This window comes from Flavobacterium soli DSM 19725 (assembly GCF_000422705.1).
Lineage (GTDB): Bacteria > Bacteroidota > Bacteroidia > Flavobacteriales > Flavobacteriaceae > Flavobacterium > Flavobacterium soli.
The window spans coordinates 241,572-265,057 of sequence record NZ_AUGO01000001.1 but is presented as its reverse complement, the minus strand read 5'-3'; the positions used below and the strand labels follow the sequence as shown (position 1 = coordinate 265,057).

Below are 23,486 nucleotides of genomic sequence, written 5' to 3'. Positions count from 1 at the left end.
CACAAAAACTAAATCACAAAGCAATTTTCTTCCAACTCATTACTTTTCCCAAAGTTCTTGGTTGGTTAAACAATCCCGTATGAACAATTGCTTTACTTTGAATTAAGTTTGGTTTTAATTTTTCAAAATAGTTTAACCCTTTAAACATATCAGGCATTATAGTTTCTGAAGCTTTAATTTCAACTAAATTCAATAATTCTGAATTTTGCCAAATCAAATCTACTTCATGTCCCACTGCATCCCGCCAAAACCATAAATCTAAAAGTAAATTATTATGGTAATTTTTTTTGAAGTATTCATTTATAACATAATTTTCAAACAAGCTTCCTTTTAGTGCACTTAATTTTACGCTTTCTGCATCGTTCAATTTTAATAAAAAGCAAAGCAGTCCAGTATCATAAAAGTATAGTTTTGAGCTCTTGGTAACACGTTTGTTAAGGTTTGAAAAATAAGGTTGCAGTTGGTATACAATATAACTGCTTTCTAAAACAGAAATCCATGATTTGGCAGTGGGTTGCGAAATCCCACATTCATTAGCCAGCGAATTAAGATTTAACAATTGACCTGCTCTTGCGGCACATAAAGAAATAAAATTTCGAAACTGTTTTAAATCTTTTACTTGAATGAGTTCTGACAAATCCCGTTCAACATAAGTTTGAATATAATTTGAATAAAAAACTTTAGCAGGGATGTCTCTATCATAAATCGCAGGATAGAATCCTCTCTGAAGGTTTATTGCATAATCATCATCTAGCCAATTAGCCTCTTGCATTTCTGAAATATCAAATGGCAACAATTTAAATAAAGCTACTCTTCCAGCTAAACTTTGAGTTATGTTTTGTATCAAATGAAAATTTTGTGAACCAGACAAAATATATTGTCCCATAATTTTATCTTCATCTACTTTGGTTTGTAAATAGGAAAACAAATGCGGAACGCGCTGTGCTTCATCAAAAATTACATATTTATCATATTGAGCTAAAAACCCATTTGGATCGTCCATTGCAAAATTTCTGAAATCCAAATTTTCCAAATTCACATATCGATACTCTGAAAATTGATTTTTTAAAAAAGTAGTTTTTCCAGATTGTCTAGGTCCTGTTAATGCCAAAATCGGATATTTAGTTTTATAAATATCCATTTCGGTTTTAATTCTTCTTTTTAAATTCATAGTATATCGTTTATAATTACAAATGTATATATAATTTTTAAAATACACTATGTCTTATTTTGAAAGTACACTATATTTAATTTTGAAAATGCATTGTGTTTGGTTTTGAAAATGTAATCAATAATTTGATGAAATCATCACAACTTTCCACCTTCTTTCTCATAATAAGCATCCACAGAAAGCTCATCTCCAAGCGAAGCCATAACAGCAAGCTCATCGCAACGTTCGTTTTGAGGGTGATTATTGTGTCCTTTGACCCATTTGAAATCGACTTGATGCTTGCGGTAAATTTTGAGGAAACGCATCCATAAATCAGGATTTTTTTTGCCTGCGAAACCTTTTTTTTCCCAACCAAAAACCCATTTCTTCTCAACGGAATCTACCACATATTTAGAATCGGAAATGACTAAAACCTTTGTGCCTTGTACTTTCAGTTTTTCCAAACCTACAATCACGGCCAAGAGTTCCATTCGGTTATTGGTCGTCAAACGGAAACCTTCGTAGAATTCTTTTTTATAAGGTTTTCCAACCCATTCCATCACTACGCCATAACCGCCGTTTCCGGGATTTCCTTTTGCAGCTCCGTCAGTATATATGTGAACGTCGTGATTCAAAATTAAGATTTTAGTAATTTTTCAATTATTTGAGGAAAAAATCGATGTTCCAATACATGCACTTTCGCCGCTATTTCTTCTGCCGAAAGGCAATCTGCTATAGACACCTTTTCTTGTGCAATAAATTCGCCTTCATCATAATGTTCGTTTACATAATGAATAGTGATTCCTGTTTCGGAATCTTTATTTTCAAGAATTGCTCGGTGAACATGCATGCCATACATTCCTTTTCCGCCATATTTTGGTAAAAGAGCTGGATGGATGTTGATGATTTTATTTGGATAGGCTTCAATTATATTCTGAGGAAATTTCCATAAAAAACCAGCCAAAACAATCAAGTCAGGTTGGAATTCGTTCACTTTATTCAGGACAATTTCGCTGGAAAGATCCTCTTTTGAGAAAACAAAACTTTTAACATTGAGGTTTTTTGCTCTTTCTAATACTTTCGCATTTGGATTATTAGAAAAAACGGCAACCACTTTTGCAATATCGGTTGTATTGAAATGCAAGATGATATTTTCGGCATTGGTTCCCGAACCCGAAGCAAATAGTAGGATGTTTTTCATTTTGTGGCTGGAATTATTACGCAAAAAAAAGAATAATAAATGATATTAAATAAATTTTAGAAGCCTTTGTGAAATAAATTTTATAAATTAGTACTCATATTTATTAACTAAAACGTGGTTTTAAAATAAAGTTTTTTATTTTTGCCAACAAATTAAATTTTAAAATTAAAGATTATGTCAGACATTGCATCAAGAGTAAAAGCGATTATCGTAGACAAATTAGGCGTTGACGAAAACGAAGTTGTATTAGAAGCTAGCTTCACAAATGATTTAGGAGCTGATTCATTAGACACTGTTGAGCTTATCATGGAGTTCGAAAAAGAATTTGATATTCAAATTCCAGACGACCAAGCGGAAAACATCGCTACTGTTGGTCAGGCTATTTCTTACATCGAAGAAGCTAAAAAATAATAAATTTACACCCGGGTTTTAAAAATTCCAAAGATTGAAAATCCAAATCCCAAATATTGGAATTTGTTATTTGAATATTGGAATTTTAAAAAATCGGGTGTTATTATTTTTTTAATTGAAATTACTGATTGAAATTCAATCAACCAAATAAAAATATTGTGTAATACCTATGTCTTTTTATGATTTTACATAGAAGAAAACATAGGTATTATTTGTTTAGATATAAACTATAAAATTATACGTATGGTATTAAAGCGGGTTGTTGTAACAGGATTAGGTGCTCTTACTCCTATTGGAAATTCAATCGAAGAATACTGGAATGCTTTAATTAGCGGTAAAAGTGGTGCTGCTCCAATAACATATTACGATACTGAAAAGCACAAAACTAAGTTTGCCTGCGAAGTAAAGAACTTCAACATTGAAGATTACATGGATCGTAAAGAGTCACGCAGATTGGACAAATTTGCCCAATATGCAATTGCTGCAAGTGATGAAGCCATCAAAGATGCCGGACTTACTGACGACAATGTTGACAAATACAGAGTAGGTGTAATTTGGGGTGCAGGGATTGGCGGATTGGAAACATTCCAAGACGAAGTGATGTATTATGCAAAAGGCGATGGTACTCCAAAATTCAACCCTTTCTTTATCCCAAAAATGATTGCCGATATAGCTCCAGCTCATATTTCGATGCGAAATGGCTATATGGGACCAAACTATACCACTGTTTCTGCTTGTGCTTCTTCGGCAAATGCCTTGATTGACGCTTTCAACTACATTCGTTTAGGCATGTGTGATGTGATCGTTTCGGGTGGTTCTGAAGCTGCTGTAACCATTGCAGGAATGGGCGGATTTAATTCAATGCATGCTCTTTCTACACGAAATGAAACTCCAGAAACGGCTTCAAGACCTTTTGATGCTACTCGTGACGGATTTGTTTTAGGTGAAGGTGCAGGTGCCTTGGTTCTAGAAGAATACGAACATGCAAAAGCCCGTGGAGCAAAAATCTATTGCGAAATTGGGGGTGGCGGAATGTCATCTGATGCGTATCATTTGACAGCACCACATCCAGAAGGAATCGGTGTAATTGCAGTGATGAAAAACACCTTGAGAGATGCAGGAATGAATCCAGAAGATGTAGATCACATCAACACTCACGGAACTTCAACGCCTCTTGGAGATGTTGCAGAATTGAAAGCAATTAGTGCTGTTTTTGGCGATCATGCAAAAAACATCAACATCAATTCTACAAAATCGATGACAGGACATTTACTTGGTGCTGCTGGTGCAATTGAAGCAATTGCTTCGATCTTGGCTATGAAGCATGGGATTGTTCCTCCAACAATTAATCATACCGTTGTAGACGAAAACATTGATCCATCATTGAATTTGACACTAAACAAACCTCAAAAAAGAGAAGTAAATGTAGCAATGAGTAATACTTTTGGTTTTGGTGGTCACAATGCTTGTGTTTTGTTCAAAAAAATAGCTGAATAATTTTAATGCGCTTTCTCAAAAAAATATTTACCAAATCCCGTTCTCAAGAAGACGGGATTTTTTTTAATGAAATAGAAAAAATTTTAGGCTTTAAGCCAATAAACCTCGATTGCTACAAAAAAGCTTTCACACATCGTTCGCTAAACAAGCTTGATAAAAACGGAAAGCCTATTAGTTATGAGCGTCTTGAATTTTTAGGCGATGCCATGCTAAGTTCCGTAATTGCGGCACATTTATTTAACAAAGTGCCTTCCGGAGATGAAGGTTATTTGACAAAAATGCGTTCTAAAATCGTGAGTCGCGAACATCTTAACGAGTTAGGAAGAGATTTAAATCTTATCCGATTTGTAGAAAGTAAAGTTCCAACTCAACATTTTGGCGAAAATATTCACGGAAATATCTTTGAAGCCTTAGTGGGAGCCATTTATTTGGATCAAGGCTATGCCCAATGTGAAAAATTTATACAAAAAAGAGTTATTCTACCTTATGTTGATATTGCAAAACTAGAAGGAAAAGTAATCAGCTACAAGAGTTTACTTATCGAGTGGTGTCAGAAAGAAAAAAGAGTTTTTCATTATGATGTTTTCGAAGACAATGCCATTACTGGCGAACGTCTTTTTGGTGTGAAATTGAGTATTGATGAAAAAGTAATTGCAAAGGCAAGAGCTACATCAAAAAAGAAAGCAGAAGAAAAAGCTTCCCAAAGAGCTTATTTTGCATTTCAAGAAAAAATTAACACAAAATAAAATCAAATTCTCAAAACTATATCGTTTTCGTTGATAAATTAACGTTAAGTTCAATTTATTACTCCTTTTTCTGATTTAGAAATACTATATTTACGGCTTATTTTATATCAAAAATGGTCCATCATAAATTATATATTGATGAATTTGACGAAATTGATTATGAACTAATCGCTATTCATACTTCATTGGAAGATTATCGTTTAGCCTATTTTATAAATCAGAAATTACCTATTCTTTTGAGTAAGAGTAAAGAGGAAATTCAGATTACGACTAAAAGAGGAGATGCTAATTTTTCGAAATACAGATATGAAAGTCTGAAAGAAGAAGTTTGCTGGAGCTTAATTCAAAATAAAAATGAAATTACGGCTCTTGATAAAAATAAGGATACCAACTTATTTTCAAATTCTGATTTAGAAATTGTAACCCAAGTTTATTTTTTACCCGAATTCAAAAAAGTAGATTATTTTTTGAAAGTAGAAAATGCGGAACAAACAGTAGAACTAATAATTAATAAAATAAATACAATTGATAGAGTTTCAACGGTTTATAAGGTTGAAGCTGAAGCTATCAAATCAAAAAACAATTTAATTTTTTAAAAAACAATGTCAACAAACAAAAAAACTAAAATTGTAGCGACCCTAGGACCTGCATGTAGCACGAAAGAAGTATTGAAAAATATGATTGATGCAGGAGTTAATGTTTTCAGAATCAACTTTTCGCATGCCGATTATACCGATGTAAAAGAAAGGATCGATATGATTCGTTCTTTGAATGATGAATATGGTTACACAACTGCAATTTTGGCCGATTTACAAGGACCGAAACTTCGCGTTGGAGTGATGAAAGAAGATGTTGTAGTGAATCCAGGCGATATTATCACGTTTCAAACAGCCGAAGATGTTCCAGGAACTGCCGAAAGAGTTTATATGAACTATAAGGAATTTCCAAGAGATGTAAAACCAGGCGAAAAAATCCTTTTGGACGATGGTAAACTGATGTTTGAAGCACTTGAAACTAATGGTTCTACCGAAGTTGTTTGTAAAGTAATTCAAGGCGGTCCATTGAAATCTAAAAAAGGAGTTAACCTTCCGAATACAAAGGTTTCACTTCCGGCTTTGACCAAAAAAGATATCAAAGATGCACTTTTTGCCATCGAAAATCATGTAGATTGGATCGCACTTTCTTTCGTTAGAACGGCAGAAGATTTGATGGAACTTCAAGATTTGATCATGGAAAATTCTGATCATAAAATTCCAATTATTGCGAAAATTGAAAAACCTGAAGGTGTTGAAAATATCGACAAGATTGTAGCTTATTGTGACGGACTTATGGTAGCTCGTGGAGATTTGGGTGTTGAGGTTCCAGCTCATGAAGTGCCACTTATACAAAAGAAATTGATCAACAGAGCTAAAACGGCTAGAATCCCAGTTATTGTTGCTACTCAAATGATGGAAACGATGATTACAAGCCTTACACCAACTCGTGCAGAAGTGAACGACGTTGCCAACTCTGTAATGGATGGTGCTGATGCGGTAATGCTTTCCGGAGAAACTTCTGTTGGAAACTATCCTGTTCAGGTTATCGAAAAAATGACACAAATTATTGAAGCAGTAGAGGATTCTCCGCTAATTCAAGTCCCACAAAACACACCACAGGTTAGAACAAAAAGATTCATCACCAAATCGATTTGTCACCACGCGGCAATGATGGCGAATGTCATCAAGGCAAAAGCGATTTGTACTCTAACAAATAGTGGCTACACGGCTTTCCAAATTTCGGCTTGGCGACCACAGGCTCATATTTTAGTATTTACATCAAACAGAAGAATCTTGACGCAGTTGAATTTACTTTGGGGCGTTAAATCATACTACTATGATAAATTCGTGAGTACGGATGACACCGTTACCGATGTAAACGAAATTGCAAGACAAAAAGGATATGTTGAAAAAGGTGATTTCTTGATCAACCTTGCAGCAATGCCGGTTACAGATAAAGGAATGGTGAATACCTTGAGAGTTTCTGAAATAGAATAATTTTTAGTGTTTAATAACTATTGAAACCGTTTCATTTATTTGAAACGGTTTTTTTTATTTCTTCCCTTCCCATTCCGCAAAAAACTGCTCTAAAAAACCTTCCATATAATGATGGCGTTGTGCTGCAATTTGTTTTCCGGTTTTTGTATTCATCTTATCCTTTAGCATCAATAATTTTTCATAAAAATGATTGATAGTTGGGCTATTTGTGTTTTTATATTCCTCCTTACTCATATTTAGATTCGGAAGTATTTCTGGGTTGTATAAAGCACGATTTTTAAATCCGCCATAATTGAAGCATCTTGCAATCCCGATGGCCCCAATGGCATCCAAACGGTCGGCATCTTGAACAATGTCAAGTTCAATTGAACTGAACTTCTTTTCAAAATTGCCACCTTTGAACGATATGTTTTCAATGATTTTTATGACGTGATCAATGATTTCTTCTGATACATTTTCTTTTTCTAGAAAATCTCTTGCCGTTTTTGGACCAACGGTTTCATCACCATTGTGAAATTTACTATCGGCTATATCGTGAAGCAAAGCCCCTAGCTGACAAACCAGCAAGTTGCATTTTTCTTCTTTTGCAATCAACAAAGTGTTTTTATAAACTCTTTCGATGTGAAACCAATCGTGGCCACCCTCGGCATTTTCGAGTTTTTCCTTTACGAAATGAATTGTCGTATCTATTAATTTTGAATGTTCCATTTGTTTTAAGCATAAAAAAAATGTTGAATTTCAAGGACGTGCTCAAAATTCAACATTTAAATTTTAGAATTTAAAATTATATTCTAGCAGGTTCTACCCATTTAAAAATTTGAGATTCAGCAGGAATAACCAATCTTTCTGAAATTCTAGCCATTCTCGCAGGCAATTTCATCAAATAATCTCTTGCTTTTTCGGCTTCATCAGTCAAATCACTGATTTTGTCGATTTCCCATTTATTGATTAGTTTTTGCATGATATCTACATAATCGCTTGCCGTATAAACGCCAATTCGTTGGGCAGAATCTGAAAAACTTTCGAAAGCCGAACTAATTTTCTCTCCTGATTCTCTCAAAAATTGAGCTGGCATCACGATTTTTTGCTTCATCATATATTGGAAAGCCAACATCATTTCGCTTGGATCTACTTTGAAAATCTGATTTACAAATTCGCTGTAGGCCATATGGTGACGCATTTCGTCTCCGGCAATCATCTTGCAAATTTTTGAAAGTTTGTTATCGCCATACGTTTTTGCCAATTGTGCTACTCGATTGTGTGAAACATAAGTCGCCAATTCTTGAAAACTCGTGTAAACGAAGTTTTTATAAGGATCACGTCCAGTTCCAATATCAAAGCCATCGGCAATTAAATGCTGAGTGGTAATTTCGATTTCTCGCATGTTGACACGACCTGACAAATAAAGATATTTGTTCAATAGATCACCATGACGGTTTTCTTCACTGGTCCAGTTTCTAACCCATTTCGACCAGCCATTTGCTTCAATCTGATCTACTCCTTCAACATCCATCAACCAAGATTCGTAGGTTGGCAAAGCTTCTTCGGTAATAGTATCACCTACAAGGGTTACCCAGAAATCATACGGCAAATCTTTTGCAATTTCTCTTAGTTCTCGAACTTCTTCAAAGAAATTTTCATCTTGCGAATTGGGCAAGAAATCGGTTGGTTGCCAAATAGTCTCAATAGGAATAAGAAACTGATCCACGAAAGTGTCAATTTTCTTCTCCAATAATTGCATTACTTCTAGTCGTACGTTGTGTATAGACATTTTATTTAGATTTTAGATTCATTTCTCGATTTGTCAAAACAAACTCTGAATCCTTTTATAATTTAACTGATTCTACAATCGCTTTTTCTGTTTTCTGCATAATTTCATCAAAAGGGTACTCTTTGACAGCTAAAGCGTTATGAACTGTAAAGGTAAGGCGATTTCCTAAACCAAAAGGGAAAAAGCCATATTTAACAAATTTCCAAGAATTGTTTATGGTTATTGGAACCACATAAGCCGATGGAGCATATTTACAGAGAATTTTTAATCCACTTTGTGCAAATTCTTTCGGAACTCCGGTTTTGCTTCTTGTCCCTTCAGGGAAAATTACAGCCGAACGATTATGTTTTTCAATATATTCCGATAATTTTTTAATGGTTGGAATCGCTTGCTTCGGATCTTTCCTATCTATAAGTACGGAACCTCCGTGATTTAGGTTGTATGAAATGCTCGGAATTCCTTTTCCAAGTTCTTTTTTGCTGACAAATTTCGGATGAAATTTTCGCATGAACCAAATAATTCCAACAATATCATATAAACTTTGATGATTGGCTACGAATATGATTGGAACTCCTTTTGGAATTAATTCTCTGCCTTCAACTTTATAAGTTGTTCCTAAAAAATGTCCGATTCTCAACAATACCAAATTCAAATAATCGACACTTTTTTTATGTGCCTGATAACCAAAAACAGTAAAACATATCCATTGTATCGGATGAAATATCACCAATGTCAAGAGGAATAAAACCATACTGACAAAAGAGATTGGATATGATAAGATTTTTTCCATTTTTCTTAAAAATTGACTGCAAAAATAAGAAATATATATTTGTTGAAGAAATTCAACTAATTTGACTTTAATAAAAAAAGCCCATCTCTGAAGATAGGCTTTGGTTTATGTTTAAATTGTTTTATAATGTAACTTTTAAAAGCTGTTTTTTCTTGCCTTTTCTGCCAATAAAATAAACTGCATCATTGCTCAAAGCCCCATCGGATACCATAAAGGGAACTTCATTGTCCTTGTCATCAAGGATTTCTTGATAATCAAAATCCCCATTTTCTTTTATTCGGATGATGTTTAAATTTGCACGCTTTTTACTAGTATGCCCAAATTGAATCCTGTCATTGCGTAATTTTTTCACCTTTTCACCAGTATTGATAAAGAAAAAAGTATCATCTCCTTTTATGGTCGAAGTATAGGATATATAGGATTCATCACCTCCAGTAGCTTGACGTTTATTGATGTTTCTAGCCCAAACTATATCTCCAGACGGATTGATTTTTGCACTCACAATATCATCATAATGGTAAGTTGTAGTGGTGTGAAAACCACCATTTGGAGTACTCATGGTATTTGTGACCACATAAAACTCTTCGGCATTAAAGACAATATCATTACTATGTGTGATAAGAATTTTTCTGAAAGAAAGATTTTTCAATTCCTTTTCTTTTTCTTTCCCGTATTTATCGACTATGAATTGTGAAGTGAAAGGGTTATATTTTGATTTCTTAATTTCCAAAGTAACCGGATCCAATTCAAAATAGCTAATTCCTTTGAACCTGTAATCTTTTCGATCAGAATAAAATCCGATACAGGTTAATCTGTCCGAAAAAATAATAGTTTTCAGAGATGCAGCAAAATGTTCGTCAGTATCAAAAACCTGAGTCTTTTCGCTATCCTTTGTAATTCTAGTTAATTCATATTGATATTTACCACCTTCTTTTTTCTTCTTTTTTTCTGTCGAATAAACTTTTCCTAATAGATATAAAGTATTCCCATCTTTTGAAACATCTATATTTTCATATCTGAATTTTCTATCCTTGATATCTCTTTTAAAAGTGTGATCTACTTTTTTGTTTAGTTTGTTATCAAATAAAAATAACTTGTGTGTTTCGTTTTTATTGTCCTTGATATCAACCGTTACAGCAAAGGCCGTTTTATCTTCATTAATAATCATGGAAGCACCAGAATCATTATCAAAACTTGAGCTTGTGAAAAAAGCGAACTGTTTTATTTCTTCACTTTTTACTCGAAAGAGCTCTTTTCTAGAAAATTTAAAATCGTCTATACTAGCAGTATTTGAAGAACATACAAAAGCTTTTTCGTCTTTATTGTATAAAAAATCAATGATATTAATTTCGTCTCCATTCATGATTAGCCCCAAAACTGAACTCTGTTTTACTGCTTGAGAATATTTTAATTCATATTCAAAATCCTTAATAAGTTTCATTTCGGAGTTGTAATGTTCAAAATAGTAGCCATATCCTTTGGAAAATACACCTCCACTAAATGTACGAATGATGATCACGCCTCCTTTGCCATCTTCTTCAACCAAAACGATATTGGAATGTTTGTATTCATCTTTAAAGACATCACTTTTTTGCATTTTAAAAGGAATGTCTTGGGCTTTTATACCGAAACTCAACATGCAGATTGCGAGAACATAAAAAATTTTCTTCATTTGTTTTTTGGGTTTTTTGTAGTGGTTTTCGCCTGCAATTTAAATAAAAAATCCCGTTGTTAAACGGGATTCAATTTTATTTATTTTCCAGAAAATTCTGCCTTTCTTTTCTCGAGAAAAGCTGTCGTTCCTTCCTTGAAATCTTCGGTTCCAAAGCAATAACCAAAAGCTTTTATTTCGGTTTCATAACCATTCACGCCGTCTTTAAAGTTAGCATTGATTGCTTTTATCGCTTTTGAAATCGCTACGGGAGAATTTTTAATAATCTTTTGGGCGATGCTGTTGCAAAATTCTAAAAGTTCGGCCTGTGCTACAACATAATTGACCAATCCGTATTGTTTTGCTTCATCGGCATTGAGCATTCCAGCGGTCATGATCATTTCCATTGCTTTTCCTTTTCCTACCAATTGTGGCAAACGTTGTGTTCCACCATATCCTGGAATTACTCCTAAAGAAACTTCTGGCAAACCCATTTTTGCATTCTCCGAAGCTACTCTAAAATGACACGACATAGCCAATTCTAATCCGCCACCAAGTGCAAAACCATTAACGGCTGCAATTACAGGTGTTTTAAGATTTTCTACAAAATCGAATAACAGTTCTTGTCCTTGTTGTGCCAACTGAGCTCCTTCTTCTACAGAGAAATTGGCAAATTCTGAAATGTCAGCTCCTGCTACAAAGGCTTTTTCGCCAGAACCTGTTAGGACTACAACTCTGGTTGCGGTATCGGCTTCGGCTTCCTTGAAAGCTTGGTGCAATTCGGCAATAGTGGCCTTGTTTAACGCATTTAGCTTTGTTGGACGATTGATGGTAATTGTGGTGATGTTGTTTTCGGTGGCAACTAAAATATTTTCGTAGCTCATGATTTTATTTTTGATTATATATTCGATATTGTGATCGTGAAAGATTCCAAAGTTCTAAAAATTTATTTAAATAGCCCCGATTGTAATGGAAATCCTTTTTATTTTTTCTTTAAAAATGAAAAGGATTGCAATGGAACGCGGGAATACGGATTGAACAAATGCCCAAGCTCCCGAAGCTTCGGGATTGCTCCGAATCTTACTCATTAATTATAGGAAGCGAAACCGTAAATGTTGTTCCTTTTCCGAATTCGCTATCAAAAGTGATGCTACCTTTATAATTTTCTATGATGTTTTTAATGATGCCGAGTCCGAGTCCCATTCCACTATTTTTTGTCGTGAATTTTGGTTCGAAAATACGAGAGATATTTTCGTTTTCGATTCCAATTCCGTTGTCTTCAACGTTGATCAAAACCGTGTCGTCTACTCTTTTCACGGTAACAATGATGGCTTTGTTTTCCTGATTATCTGGGATAGCTTGGATGCCGTTTTTAACCAAATTTGTGATGATACGGATGAGTTGTGTTCGATCCATAATGGTGATGATTTCTTTTTCTTCTGAATGAAAAAAGATATAATCTTCGTTGAAAATTTCAAGCGTCAGTTCTACAATATTTACCACATTTAGGGTTTCATTTTGTTGAGCTGGCATGGATGCAAAATTTGAAAATGCCGAAGCTACGGAACTCATCGTGTCGATTTGCTGTATCAAAGTTTCGGAATAATCCTTGACTTTTTGTTTCACTTCTGCATCATTTGGGTCAAATTTTCGTTGGAAATTCTGAACCGTCAATCGCATTGGCGTCAGCGGATTTTTGATTTCATGTGCAACTTGTTTTGCCATGTCTCGCCAGGCTTGTTCTCGCTCACTTTGTGCTAATTTCAAGGCACTTTCCTCGAGTTTATCGACCATTCCGTTATAGGCATTTATCAAAAGGCTTACTTCTTGGGAACTGTCGTCGAGTTCTATTTTTTCGTTTTTTTGGTTCAAGCTGGTCAGTGTGATTTTATCGGAAATGGATTTGAGTGATTTGGTAATGTAACTCGAAAGAAAATAGGCCAAAGCGAAGGCGATAATCAACATAAACGAGTAAACCTGACCCAGACGGATAAGGAAATTCTTGAGCTCGCGGTCATAAAAACCATCGTCTTCAATATAAGGAAGGTTCAGAATTCCGAGCGGTTTGAACTTTAAATCCTTGATTTGGCTAAAGGAAGAGCGGTATTTTTTTCCGTCGATATTTTTAACGTCCACATATCTTTTTTCCATTGAGGATTGCACCAATTTCAGGATATATTCTGGAACTGGCGGAGCGATTGTATCAATTGAAAAAGAGGCTTTCGAGGATTTTAATAGTTTGCCTTTAAGGCTATAAATATTAATCTGGAGGCTGTGAATATCGGCCAATTCATGGATTTTGTCTTTGAAGATTAAAGGCAAATTGTCTTCCGTAAGCGGATAAGTTGTGGTGGCCAAAATAAAATTGATATGCTCTTTGATGGCATTTTCCTTTCGTTCTAAACGTTCTTGGTGGTAATCTTTTGCTTCGTTTTTGAATTGAAAAATAGAGATGGATGCCATTAAAACCGATGCTATCAACGTGAGGACAATCATCGAGAGAAAGATCCTGATTCGTAGTGATACGCGTTTTATTTTGACGTTTTTTAGCATTTATGATTGATTTCGCTGGCGGATTTTTTTATAGAATTTGAATCCTAACATTATAATTACCGAAAATAAAATGATTCCGACTACTCCAAAAATCCAGTTGACAGCACTTTTTAAAATCACTAAAAATACGACAGCAAAAAGGATGATGGTGGCTCCTTCATTCCACAATCGCATAAAATTTGATGAATGTTTTACTTCGTCTTTTTGCAATTGAAGGTAAATTTGATGGCATTTTAAATGATACAAATACAGCACAAAAACAAAGCCAAGCTTCACGTGCATCCAAGGCATCTTGAGCCAAGCGTTTCCTAGATCGGTGAAAAACAGCATCCAAAAAGCAAAAATACTAGCTAAAATTGCTGAAGGCCAAGTGATGATGTACCACAATCTGTAGGTCATTATTTTATATTGCTTTTGCAAAATTTCCTTTTCGGGAGATGGTTTTTGGGACGCTTCGATTTGGTAAACAAATAGGCGGACAATATAGAATAATCCAGAAAACCATGTGATTACAAAAATTAAATGCAGGGATTTTAGATAGTTATAGTCCATTTTGATGTATTAAAACCGTGTTCATTTCTTTCTTCAAAAAATAGGCTGTGATAATTGTCGATAAAATATCCGCAATCGGGAAAGCGACCCACACACCAAAAATACCAAAAAAATTGGGTAAAATCAGTACCAGCGGAATCAAGAAGAATCCTTGCTTGGTCAACGTGAGAAACAATGCCTTTTTTGCTTTTCCGGCGGCTTGAAAATAAGCCGCTCCAATTAATTGAATGGCGATAATTGGCGAAGCCGCAAAAACCCATCTCAAGGCATTTGGTGTTTCGGCGATAACTTTTGTATCATTTGTAAAAACGGTAACTATTGGCTTAGCCAAAACCAAAATGACCACAAAAATCACGGTTGCTAAAAGTGCAGCATATTGTATCGAAATGATGACACTTTGCTTAACACGATCATAATTTTTAGCGCCATAATTATAGCCTGCAATCGGTAAAAATCCTTGCGTAATCCCTAAAATCGGGAATAAGGCAAACATCAACATTCGGCTAATAATTCCATAAACGGCAACGGAATGTTCTCCTCCATGAACATACAAGGTGTGGTTGAGGATTATCGATAAAATACTCACGACACCTTGACGGGAAAAGGTAACGAAACTCAACTCCGTGATTTCCTTTACTAACGGAAATTGAAATTTAAAATGTCGCAATTCTAATCTCAATTCACTTTTATAGACAAAAAACCAAAGTACAAAAAGGAAACAGGTGAAATAGGATATGGCTGTAGCCAAAGCCGCTCCCAGCATTCCCATATTCATGATTTTAATAAAAATAATATCCAAAAAAATGTTGACGAAAGCCGGAATGATCATTGCGAACATGGCAAATTTTGCTTTGCCTTCAGCCCGAATAACGTTGTTTCCCATCATGCAAAGTGCAAGAAACGGAACACTGATAATTATGGGAAGGAAAAATTCTTTGGCTGGAGCCACAATATTGCCTTTTGCTCCAAAGAGTGCCAACATTTCATCGCTAAAGAAGATTCCGAAAATGACAAAAACTGACGCCAGTAAAAACGTCATCATGATTTGATTGGCAAATGTAAAAAGGGCTTTTTCCTTGTTGTTCGAACCTAAAGCTCTTGAAAGTACCGAGCCGCCTCCAACACCAATTGCCATACCTAAAGAAGAAATCAGGAACGTGATGGGCAAAACGACGGTCACGGCTGCAATTGCCAATGAACCAATCCATTGTCCAACGAAAATAGTGTCCACCAAGATATTAACCGACATAAATAATATTCCGATTGATGATGGAACGGCTTGCTGAACAAGCAATTTTTTAATGTCCTTAGAACCTAATTCTTCCGAGGAAACTGCCATTTTATGCTGTTACAGTTTCGGCTACAGCCCATTCTTCAATCCAGTTGGTAACCGTTTGAATCCATTCGTCATTATCATTTAAACATGGGATTGCCAAGAATTCTTCACCACCATTTGCCTCAAAATCTTCCTTGGCTCTCATGGCGATTTCTTCCAAAGTTTCCAAACAATCAGTAACAAAAGCTGGAGTTACAACGGCAATTTTCTTGATTCCTCTTGATGGCATTTTATCAATTTCGACATCTGTGTAAGGGTCGAGCCATTTATCGCCAGCCAATCTCGATTGGAACGTTTGACAATATTTATCTTTCGGGATTTGCAATTGTTCTACAACCAATCTTGTGGTTTCATAACATTGATGACGGTAGCAAAAAGCATGAGCTGCAGAAGGCGTGTTGCAACAAGATCCATCAATTTTGCAATGTGATTTCGTTACATCCGTTTTTCTGATATGGCGTTCTGGAATTCCGTGATACGAAAAAACCAGTTGGTCATACTCGTATCCTTCCAAACTTTTTTGGATTAAATCCGAAAGGTTTTTGATATAATCAGGTTTGTTGTAAAAAGCAGGAACATCTGTGAACTTCATCTGCGGAAATTTCTCTTTTCGGATTTTTTCGGCCAATACTAAAATCGTCAATGTTGAAGCCATTGCATATTGGGGATACAATGGAAAAAGTAAAACTTCAGTAACACCTTTATTGTGCAATTCCTGCAAGCCTTTTTCTATTGTCATTTCGCCATAACGCATCGCCAAAGCGACTGGAATTTCGGTTTTTGCCTGAACTTTTTTGGTCATTCTTTCAGAAAGGACCATTAAAGGCGAACCTTCGTCCCACCAAATTTTCTTATAAGCGTGAGCCGATTCTTCGGGACGTTTTCTCAAAATAATACCTCGAACTAGCAAGGCTCTCAATAAAAAGGGAACATCTATCACATATTTGTCCATTAAAAATTCATCTAAATATGGCTTTACGTCTTTTGGGTCTGGACTTTTTGGGGAACCTAGGTTTACTAATAATACGCCTTTCATTGTTTTTTTGTTTTATGTAAAAGTAAGCAAGCTGGCTTTTTTACTGATAGGGGTTAACTATATTTTATTTATTGTTTAATATACGGAATCTATCCTATTAGGTATTTGGATTGATTGACATCAAATATTTTTTCGGAGTCGTGGCATACTTCTTTTTGAAAGCTGCAATAAAATGACTTCCCGTGCTGTAGCCGATTTTCAGGCCTACTTCATTTACATTATAGGAACCCGAATCAAGCAGTTTTCGGGCGAAATCCATCTTATAATCAAACAGAAAACCATACACCGTGTCGCCATAAATTTGCTTGAATCCCATTTTTAGTTTTTTCAAGTTCAAACCAACTTGATCGGCCAATTCTTGCAATCCTGGAGGTTCAGCCATATTGGCGATGACGATATCTTTTGCTTTTCGGATTTTTAGGACGTTATCTTCATCAATCAAAAACGGACATTGTTCTGCATTTGGGTCTTCGGTTCTATTGAAATAAAGACTCAACAATTCATAGCCTTTCCCTTTATAGTAAAGATTTTTTATGGAGGGATGAAGATTGAAATGAAACAATTGGCTCAAAACAATCGCCATTGAGGGATTGATATTGCCTTCGTTATAGTATTTCTTATCCTTGTTATCTTCACTCAAAAAAGTAATATAATCGGCTTCGGAAGAAAACAAAGCATGGAACTTTTTGATGGAAATAATGACCGAAATAACCCAAGAGTTAGGTGCCAATTCTAAATTTAATGGCAATTCTTTTTGCGGATTATAAAGCAATAATGACTTCTCTTCTTTCAAATCCAAGGCATAATTTCCTTGATTGAAGATAAATTTTGCTTTTCCTTTTATACCAAAGTGAAATTGTATCAACCCTTGATTTATAGGTCTTTCTACGCGAAAAACTTCATTTGTATCATTCTGAAAACGAATCAAAATAAAATCTTCTTCAATTTTTATTTCTTCTTGAGAACCCATAGCGATATTTTTTCGTATATGTTTTTTGAAACCAAGTTCAAATCTATTTAGAATTATTCTACATAAGGTATTTGCAAAGACTTGATTTCAGTACAAATTTAATAGAATTTACGTTGTTTCAGGCATTTTGGTTTAAAATATCTCTAAGCGATACAAATAGTCCTTACAGCGTTACTTTTATAAAAGGTATAATGATAATTTTGTTGAACTTTCTGGAAAAGTGTATATATGGAAAATAATAACTTATCAAAGCATCAATATTTCTATTCGGTAGGACTCAGCTATAAAAAAGCGGATGCCGAAGTTAGAGGGAAATTTAGTTTAGATGCGAAAGCCAAAACACGTTTGCTCGAACAGGCAAAAAGTGAAGGTATAGAAAGTTTGATCGTAACGTCCACTTGCAATAGAACCGAAATTTATGGTTTTGCAGAGCACCCTTTTCAATTAATTAAATTAATCTGCGAAAACAGTTTAGGAACAGTTGAGGAGTTTCAAAAAGTAGGTTTTGTTTATAAAAACCAGGAAGCCATCAACCACATGTTTCGTGTAGGAACTGGTTTGGATAGTCAGATTCTAGGTGATTTTGAAATCATCAGTCAGGTTAAAACTAGTTTTGCCGAGTCAAGATCCTTTGGCTTAATCAATACTTTTTTAGACAGATTGATCAATGCTGTCATTCAAGCGAGTAAAAGAATCAAAAATGAAACCGAAATCAGTTCGGGAGCTACATCTGTTTCTTTTGCTTCGGTTCAATATATTATCAGGAATGTAGAAAATATCAGTTCTAAAAATATCTTGCTTTTCGGAACAGGTAAAATCGGCAGAAATACCTGCGAAAATTTAGTAAAACATACTAAAAACGAGCACATCACCCTCATCAACAGAACGAAAGATAAAGCCGAAAAATTGGCCGGAAAATTGAATCTTATCGTTAAAGATTATTCAGAATTGCATTTGGAACTTCAAAATGCAGATATCGTTGTGGTGGCCACCGGAGCTCAAAATCCAACAGTTGATAAGGCGATTTTGAACTTAAAAAAGCCTTTATTGATTTTAGATCTATCCATTCCTAAAAATGTAAACGAAGATGTGAAGGAATTGGATGGAGTTACCTTGATTCACATGGATCATTTGGCTCAAATGACGGATGAAACTCTTGAAAAGAGAAAATCCCATATTCCAGCTGCCGAAGCCATTATCGAAGATATAAAGGAAGAATTTATTACTTGGACAAAAGCTAGAAAATTTGCTCCAACGATTCATGCTTTAAAAGAAAAGCTGAATGCGATTAAAAATTCAGAATTGGATTTCCAAAGCAAAAAAATATCCAACTTCAACGAAGAACAAGCCGAAATAATAAGTGCAAGAATCATCCAGAAGATTACCACGCATTTTGCAAATCACCTCAAAGATGACAACACAATGGTGGATGAAAGTATTGAATGGATTGAGAAAGTATTTCAAATTGAAGCAAGATAACTAAACTTAATGAGCCTTTCCTGATACTTCGGGACTAATGGTTCGAAAACAAAACCAATGGTTCAAAAAGTTATAAGAATCGGGACACGAGATAGTGAATTAGCACTTTGGCAAGCCCATACAGTTGAAAAAAAACTAAATGATCTAGGCTATAAAACCGAAATCATAGCCGTAAAATCACAAGGCGACATCATTCTAGATAAACCTCTTTACGAACTCGGAATCACCGGAATTTTCACCAAAACATTAGATATCGCCATGATCAACGGTCAAGTTGATATTGCCGTTCATTCGATGAAAGATGTTCCGACGGCTTTGCCTGTTGGGATTGTTCAGGCAGCCGTTTTAGAAAGAGCCAATGTCCTGGATATTTTGGTACACAAAGGCAATCTCGATTTTCTTTCAGATGTAGGCACAATAGCAACCGGAAGCCTTCGCCGTCAGGCACAATGGCTCAACAAATATCCCAATCATAATGTGGTAGATTTACGTGGAAACGTGAATACCCGAATGCAAAAACTAAACGATAGCGATTGGAGCGGAGCTGTTTTTGCAGCTGCCGGACTCGAAAGAATCAACCTGAAACCGGGCGATTTTATAGATCTGGACTGGATGATTCCCGCACCAGCTCAAGGAGCAATGGTTGTGGTGGCAATGGCGGAAGATAGTTTTACTCGCGAAGCCGTTTCAGAATTGAATGATATTGAAACCGAAATTTGCACCTATATCGAAAGACAATTCCTAAAAACCCTCGAAGGTGGTTGTACAGCACCAATTGGAGCTTTGGCAACTTATAATGAAAACGATGATACGATTACTCTAAAAGGCGTTTTGTTGTCTATAGACGGAAAGGAAAAAATCGGGATAGAGAAAGTGGTTCCTATTGAAGAATGGAAGAAATTGGGGTATCACATGGCTCAGGAAATCCTGAACAATGGTGGCAAAGAGTTAATGAAAAATATAAAACAGTCGTTACAAAAATAATTAGGAGCGAGGCACTAGGCATTTGTTTAAACCATATTCCCGCCTTCCTCCCAAATCTTTTTATTTTTTTTCTTTAAAAAAATAAAAAGGATTTTCCTTCCAGTCGGGGCTATTTATAAAACTTCGGAATAAAATTACCGATATTTGTAAAGTAAAAAAGAATAAAAAACATCTTCAACATAAACCTGTATTGTGCAAAAAGACTCTATCCTTAAATTCATCTACCGTTTCTTCGATTTAATCGTCTTGACTTATTTGGTATTTGATTTCGGATACAGTGTTCATGATTTATATAAAACTCCAAAATTTATAGGTTTAGTTGTCATTACAGTAGCTTTGCTCGTTTTCAATGTATATAAATTTCACTATTATACAACCTCTGGCCGGAAAAAAGTCGCCCTTTTTAATACCTTTATTATTGGATTGCTTTTGTTTGTTTCCATAATTACAGCCATTGTAAATATTGATTTGCATTATTTAGATGTATTGAAATTAATAAGACCTATTTTAGAAGCGGGACTTATTATTTATTTTATTATCCGCCTCATGATTTTGGTACGGTATATTTATGAAATATATTATAATCCTGCTATTGTTTTTGTTGGAAGCTTTTTTGTAATTATCCTTTTGGGAGCTTTTTTATTGATGCTTCCAAAGGCGACTAACGGCAGCATCACTTTTACGGATGCTCTTTTTACCGCCACCAGTGCAGTTTGTGTCACTGGACTTAGTGTGCTTAATGTTTCCTCTACATTTACTGTTTTAGGACAAACCATTTTACTTTGCCTAATCCAAATTGGCGGATTGGGAATATTGACTTTTACGTCTTTCTTTTCTTTTTTCTTCAGAGGAAGTTCTTCGTTTAGGGAAGGACTAAATGTAAAAGATTTTACTTCACATGACAACCTTAAAGACGTTTTAAAAGTGGCTCTAAACATCGTTGTTTTTACACTTTCAGTCGAAATAATAGGGGCTATTTTCATCTATTCTTCAATATCAGCGAACACGGAAATTACTAATAAATTATTTTTTTCCATATTTCACTCGATTTCTGCTTTTTGTAATGCTGGTTTTTCGACTTTGAGCAACGGAATGAGCGAAAGTCATCTGTTTTATGATTATTATTTCCATTGGATCATTATGGGGCTCATTGTTTTTGGAGGTTTGGGCTATTCGATTATTTTTAATTTTTATTCCTATTTGAAGAATTATATTTTAGAATTGTTCCAAAAGAAAATTATTCATAAAAAAAACCGAATCGTAACCCTCAATACTAAAATCGTACTCTATACTACCGTAATTTTATTGCTTGGTGGATTTTTATGCCTTTATTTATTGGAAAGGAATAATACACTTTTGGAACATGAAACTGTTTTTGGAAAAATTACAACTAGTGCTTTTCACGCGGTAACGCCAAGAACGGCAGGTTTCAATACAATCGATTATACTGAAATGAGAGTACCTTCGCTACTTTTCATTATCTTCTTGATGTGGGTTGGAGCCTCACCCGCTTCAACAGGTGGGGGAATAAAAACCAGTACGTTTGCATTGGCAACGCTCAATATTTTTGCAATTGCAACAGGAAAAAGCAGGATTCAACTTTTTGGACGAAGAATTTCTAGCGAATCGACTTCGAGAGCCTTTGCCATTCTTTGTATTTCATTGATAGTCATTGGATTTGCCATCTTGGGGTTGTTGATTTTTGAACCAGAAGGAACTGATTTGTTAACGGTTGTATTTGAATGTTTTTCAGCCTACAGCACCGTTGGATTGTCGCTGAATTTTACACCCACAATTACAGAACCAAGCAAATATATATTAATAGCCACAATGTTTATAGGAAGAATTGGAATGCTCAACTTGATGATTGGAATGCTACGCCAAATCAACCATCAATTTTATGAATATCCAAAAGAAAATATTTTAATTAACTAAAACCGATTGAAATGAAAATTATAGTTTTTGGTCTTGGAAATTTCGGTATGTCTTTGGCTTTAAGCCTCACAGAAACAGGCAATGAAGTGATAGGGGTTGACCGCCAAATGGATAAAGTAAATTTAGTGAAAGACAAAATTTCGCATGTAATTTGTATGGATTCTACCAACGAATTGGCCTACGAAGCTTTGCCTTTAAAAGATGCAGATAAGGTGGTGGTGGCGATCGGAGAAAACGAGGGTGCTGCAATTATCACGACAGCTATTATCAAGAAATTATCGGATGTAAAAATCATCAGTAGGGCACTTTCGCCTATTCACGATACAGTTTTGGAAGCCATGGGAATTCACAGCATTGTGCATCCTGAACAGGAATCTGCCGATAGATTGACCAAGCAAATCAATTTTAAAACTACTCTTGAAAATTATCAGCTGGACAACAATTATACAATATCCGAAGTAAAATCAAAACCTGAATTTCACGGAAAAACTTTGGCGGAATTAAATACAATCGACAAATATCACTTGAATTTGATTACAATAATTCGAAAAAGGGAAAAAGTAAATCTAATTGGGAAAAAGTCTATCGTCAAGGAAACCATTGGTTTGCCACAACCTGAAACCGTGTTATTGGAAGATGATATCCTAGTTGTTTTTGGAGAAAATAAAAATATTTCATTTTATTGCGATTGCAAATAAATTCTAGAAAAATGCAAAACCAAATCCGCATACTCTCTACAAAAAAACTTTTGAGCAATCAGAAGCAATTTCTGCTGAATGCGAATTTCAATCTCATCGAAGCCGATTTTATTAAAACAGAAAACAAGCCTTTTGAACTAAAAGATAGCAACGATAATTTAATTTTCACAAGTCAAAATGCCGTTCATAGTCTATTTGAAAATGCAAAGGAATTACTTCCGAAGCTTCGTGAAAAAAATGTTTTTTGTGTAGGATTAAAAACCAAAGCTTTATTAGAGGAAAATGGCTTCAACGTAATTGTTTATACAGGTTATGCTGCAGATTTAGCTGAAATCATCGCCTTGATTTATGCAAAAGAAAGTTTTACTTTTTTCAGCGGGAACCTTCGTAGAGATACCTTGCCAAGCTTTCTAAAAGAAGCCAATATCAAGTTCAATGAAATCGAAGTGTATGAAACACATTTGACACCACAAAAAATAAATGCACCAGTAGATGGAATATTATTTTTCAGTCCATCAGCTGTAGAAAGTTATCTGAAAGACAATAAAATAAAAAAAGAAATTTGCTTTTGTATCGGGAATACAACGGCCGAAGCATTAGAAAAAACCACAAGAAATATCATAATCGCTAATCAGCCGACGGTTGAAAACACGATTATCCAATGTATAAACGAATTTAAATAACAGCATAGTA

The 23,486-nt window shown here is 34.9% G+C and carries 23 protein-coding genes; 10 read left to right on the top strand and 13 right to left on the bottom strand.

Annotated features, from left to right (window positions below):
- Positions 1-13 precede the first annotated feature (13 nt).
- The 3 genes from G508_RS0101205 to purN all read right to left on the bottom strand — a co-directional run bounded on the left by G508_RS0101205 (position 14) and on the right by purN (position 2,351).
- A complete protein-coding gene (locus tag G508_RS0101205) occupies positions 14-1,171 on the bottom strand; it encodes an ATP-binding protein (protein ID WP_026703612.1) in 1,158 nt (385 codons plus the stop codon).
- A gap of 137 nt (positions 1,172-1,308) precedes the next feature.
- Positions 1,309-1,785, bottom strand: coding sequence for a ribonuclease HI (rnhA, locus tag G508_RS0101200; RefSeq protein ID WP_026703611.1), 477 nt, complete (start codon positions 1,783-1,785; stop codon positions 1,309-1,311).
- Positions 1,786-1,787: 2 nt separating this feature from the next.
- Entirely contained in the window at positions 1,788-2,351 is a 564-nt protein-coding gene (gene purN / locus G508_RS0101195) for a phosphoribosylglycinamide formyltransferase (RefSeq protein WP_026703610.1), read from the bottom strand.
- Positions 2,352-2,525: 174 nt separating this feature from the next.
- On the opposite strand from purN, the gene G508_RS0101190 reads away from it, so the two are divergent.
- The 5 genes from G508_RS0101190 to pyk all read left to right on the top strand — a co-directional run bounded on the left by G508_RS0101190 (position 2,526) and on the right by pyk (position 7,038).
- Complete coding sequence (locus G508_RS0101190; protein WP_014082856.1) at positions 2,526-2,762, top strand: acyl carrier protein; 237 nt, start codon at positions 2,526-2,528, stop codon at positions 2,760-2,762.
- 243 nt (positions 2,763-3,005) lie between these two features.
- Positions 3,006-4,259, top strand: a complete 1,254-nt coding sequence (gene fabF / locus G508_RS0101180) for a beta-ketoacyl-ACP synthase II (RefSeq protein WP_026703609.1) — start codon at positions 3,006-3,008, stop codon at positions 4,257-4,259.
- Between the two features lie 5 nt (positions 4,260-4,264).
- Positions 4,265-5,005 (top strand): ribonuclease III, encoded by a 741-nt coding sequence (rnc, locus tag G508_RS0101175; RefSeq protein WP_026703608.1) that lies wholly within the window; start codon positions 4,265-4,267, stop codon positions 5,003-5,005.
- A 113-nt stretch (positions 5,006-5,118) separates the two neighbouring features.
- Entirely contained in the window at positions 5,119-5,601 is a 483-nt protein-coding gene (locus tag G508_RS0101170) for an IPExxxVDY family protein (protein ID WP_026703607.1), read from the top strand.
- Between the two features lie 6 nt (positions 5,602-5,607).
- The gene (pyk, locus tag G508_RS0101165; RefSeq protein ID WP_026703606.1) at positions 5,608-7,038 is read left to right on the top strand and encodes a pyruvate kinase; all 1,431 of its coding nucleotides are present in this window, start codon (positions 5,608-5,610) and stop codon (positions 7,036-7,038) included.
- A gap of 54 nt (positions 7,039-7,092) precedes the next feature.
- On the opposite strand, the gene G508_RS0101160 is transcribed toward pyk, so the two are convergent.
- The 10 genes from G508_RS0101160 to G508_RS0101110 form a co-directional block, all read right to left on the bottom strand.
- Entirely contained in the window at positions 7,093-7,746 is a 654-nt protein-coding gene (locus tag G508_RS0101160) for an HD domain-containing protein (RefSeq protein ID WP_026703605.1), read from the bottom strand.
- Positions 7,747-7,822: 76 nt separating this feature from the next.
- The gene (locus G508_RS0101155) at positions 7,823-8,809 is read right to left on the bottom strand and encodes an acyl-ACP desaturase (RefSeq protein WP_026703604.1); all 987 of its coding nucleotides are present in this window, start codon (positions 8,807-8,809) and stop codon (positions 7,823-7,825) included.
- Positions 8,810-8,864: 55 nt separating this feature from the next.
- Positions 8,865-9,599: a lysophospholipid acyltransferase family protein gene (locus tag G508_RS0101150; protein WP_026703603.1), complete on the bottom strand. Its 735-nt coding sequence runs from the start codon at positions 9,597-9,599 to the stop codon at positions 8,865-8,867.
- A 121-nt stretch (positions 9,600-9,720) separates the two neighbouring features.
- Positions 9,721-11,271, bottom strand: a complete 1,551-nt coding sequence (locus G508_RS0101145; RefSeq protein WP_157485848.1) for a hypothetical protein — start codon at positions 11,269-11,271, stop codon at positions 9,721-9,723.
- An 80-nt stretch (positions 11,272-11,351) separates the two neighbouring features.
- Entirely contained in the window at positions 11,352-12,134 is a 783-nt protein-coding gene (locus tag G508_RS0101140) for an enoyl-CoA hydratase/isomerase family protein (RefSeq protein ID WP_026703601.1), read from the bottom strand.
- A 196-nt stretch (positions 12,135-12,330) separates the two neighbouring features.
- Positions 12,331-13,746 carry an ATP-binding protein gene (locus G508_RS0101130; protein ID WP_084625893.1) on the bottom strand — a complete coding sequence of 472 codons (1,416 nt, stop codon included), beginning with the start codon at positions 13,744-13,746 and terminating at the stop codon, positions 12,331-12,333.
- A 57-nt stretch (positions 13,747-13,803) separates the two neighbouring features.
- Positions 13,804-14,355 (bottom strand): CopD family protein, encoded by a 552-nt coding sequence (locus G508_RS0101125; protein WP_026703599.1) that lies wholly within the window; start codon positions 14,353-14,355, stop codon positions 13,804-13,806.
- Positions 14,345-15,694 (bottom strand): MATE family efflux transporter, encoded by a 1,350-nt coding sequence (locus G508_RS0101120; protein WP_026703598.1) that lies wholly within the window; start codon positions 15,692-15,694, stop codon positions 14,345-14,347. The genes G508_RS0101125 and G508_RS0101120 overlap by 11 nt, the downstream gene beginning before the upstream one ends.
- 1 nt (position 15,695) lies before the next feature.
- The gene (hemH, locus tag G508_RS0101115) at positions 15,696-16,727 is read right to left on the bottom strand and encodes a ferrochelatase (RefSeq protein ID WP_026703597.1); all 1,032 of its coding nucleotides are present in this window, start codon (positions 16,725-16,727) and stop codon (positions 15,696-15,698) included.
- A 97-nt stretch (positions 16,728-16,824) separates the two neighbouring features.
- Positions 16,825-17,697, bottom strand: a complete 873-nt coding sequence (locus G508_RS0101110; protein WP_026703596.1) for an AraC family transcriptional regulator — start codon at positions 17,695-17,697, stop codon at positions 16,825-16,827.
- Between the two features lie 228 nt (positions 17,698-17,925).
- Between G508_RS0101110 and hemA the strand changes: the two genes are divergently transcribed.
- The 5 genes from hemA to G508_RS0101085 all read left to right on the top strand — a co-directional run bounded on the left by hemA (position 17,926) and on the right by G508_RS0101085 (position 23,476).
- Positions 17,926-19,176 carry a glutamyl-tRNA reductase gene (gene hemA / locus G508_RS0101105; RefSeq protein ID WP_026703595.1) on the top strand — a complete coding sequence of 417 codons (1,251 nt, stop codon included), beginning with the start codon at positions 17,926-17,928 and terminating at the stop codon, positions 19,174-19,176.
- Positions 19,177-19,233: 57 nt separating this feature from the next.
- Positions 19,234-20,160: a hydroxymethylbilane synthase gene (hemC, locus tag G508_RS0101100; RefSeq protein ID WP_026703594.1), complete on the top strand. Its 927-nt coding sequence runs from the start codon at positions 19,234-19,236 to the stop codon at positions 20,158-20,160.
- 192 nt (positions 20,161-20,352) lie between these two features.
- The gene (locus G508_RS0101095; protein ID WP_026703593.1) at positions 20,353-22,095 is read left to right on the top strand and encodes a TrkH family potassium uptake protein; all 1,743 of its coding nucleotides are present in this window, start codon (positions 20,353-20,355) and stop codon (positions 22,093-22,095) included.
- Positions 22,096-22,106: 11 nt separating this feature from the next.
- A complete protein-coding gene (locus G508_RS0101090) occupies positions 22,107-22,793 on the top strand; it encodes a potassium channel family protein (protein ID WP_026703592.1) in 687 nt (228 codons plus the stop codon).
- 11 nt (positions 22,794-22,804) lie between these two features.
- The gene (locus G508_RS0101085) at positions 22,805-23,476 is read left to right on the top strand and encodes a uroporphyrinogen-III synthase (RefSeq protein WP_026703591.1); all 672 of its coding nucleotides are present in this window, start codon (positions 22,805-22,807) and stop codon (positions 23,474-23,476) included.
- The last annotated feature ends 10 nt before the right edge of the window (positions 23,477-23,486 follow it).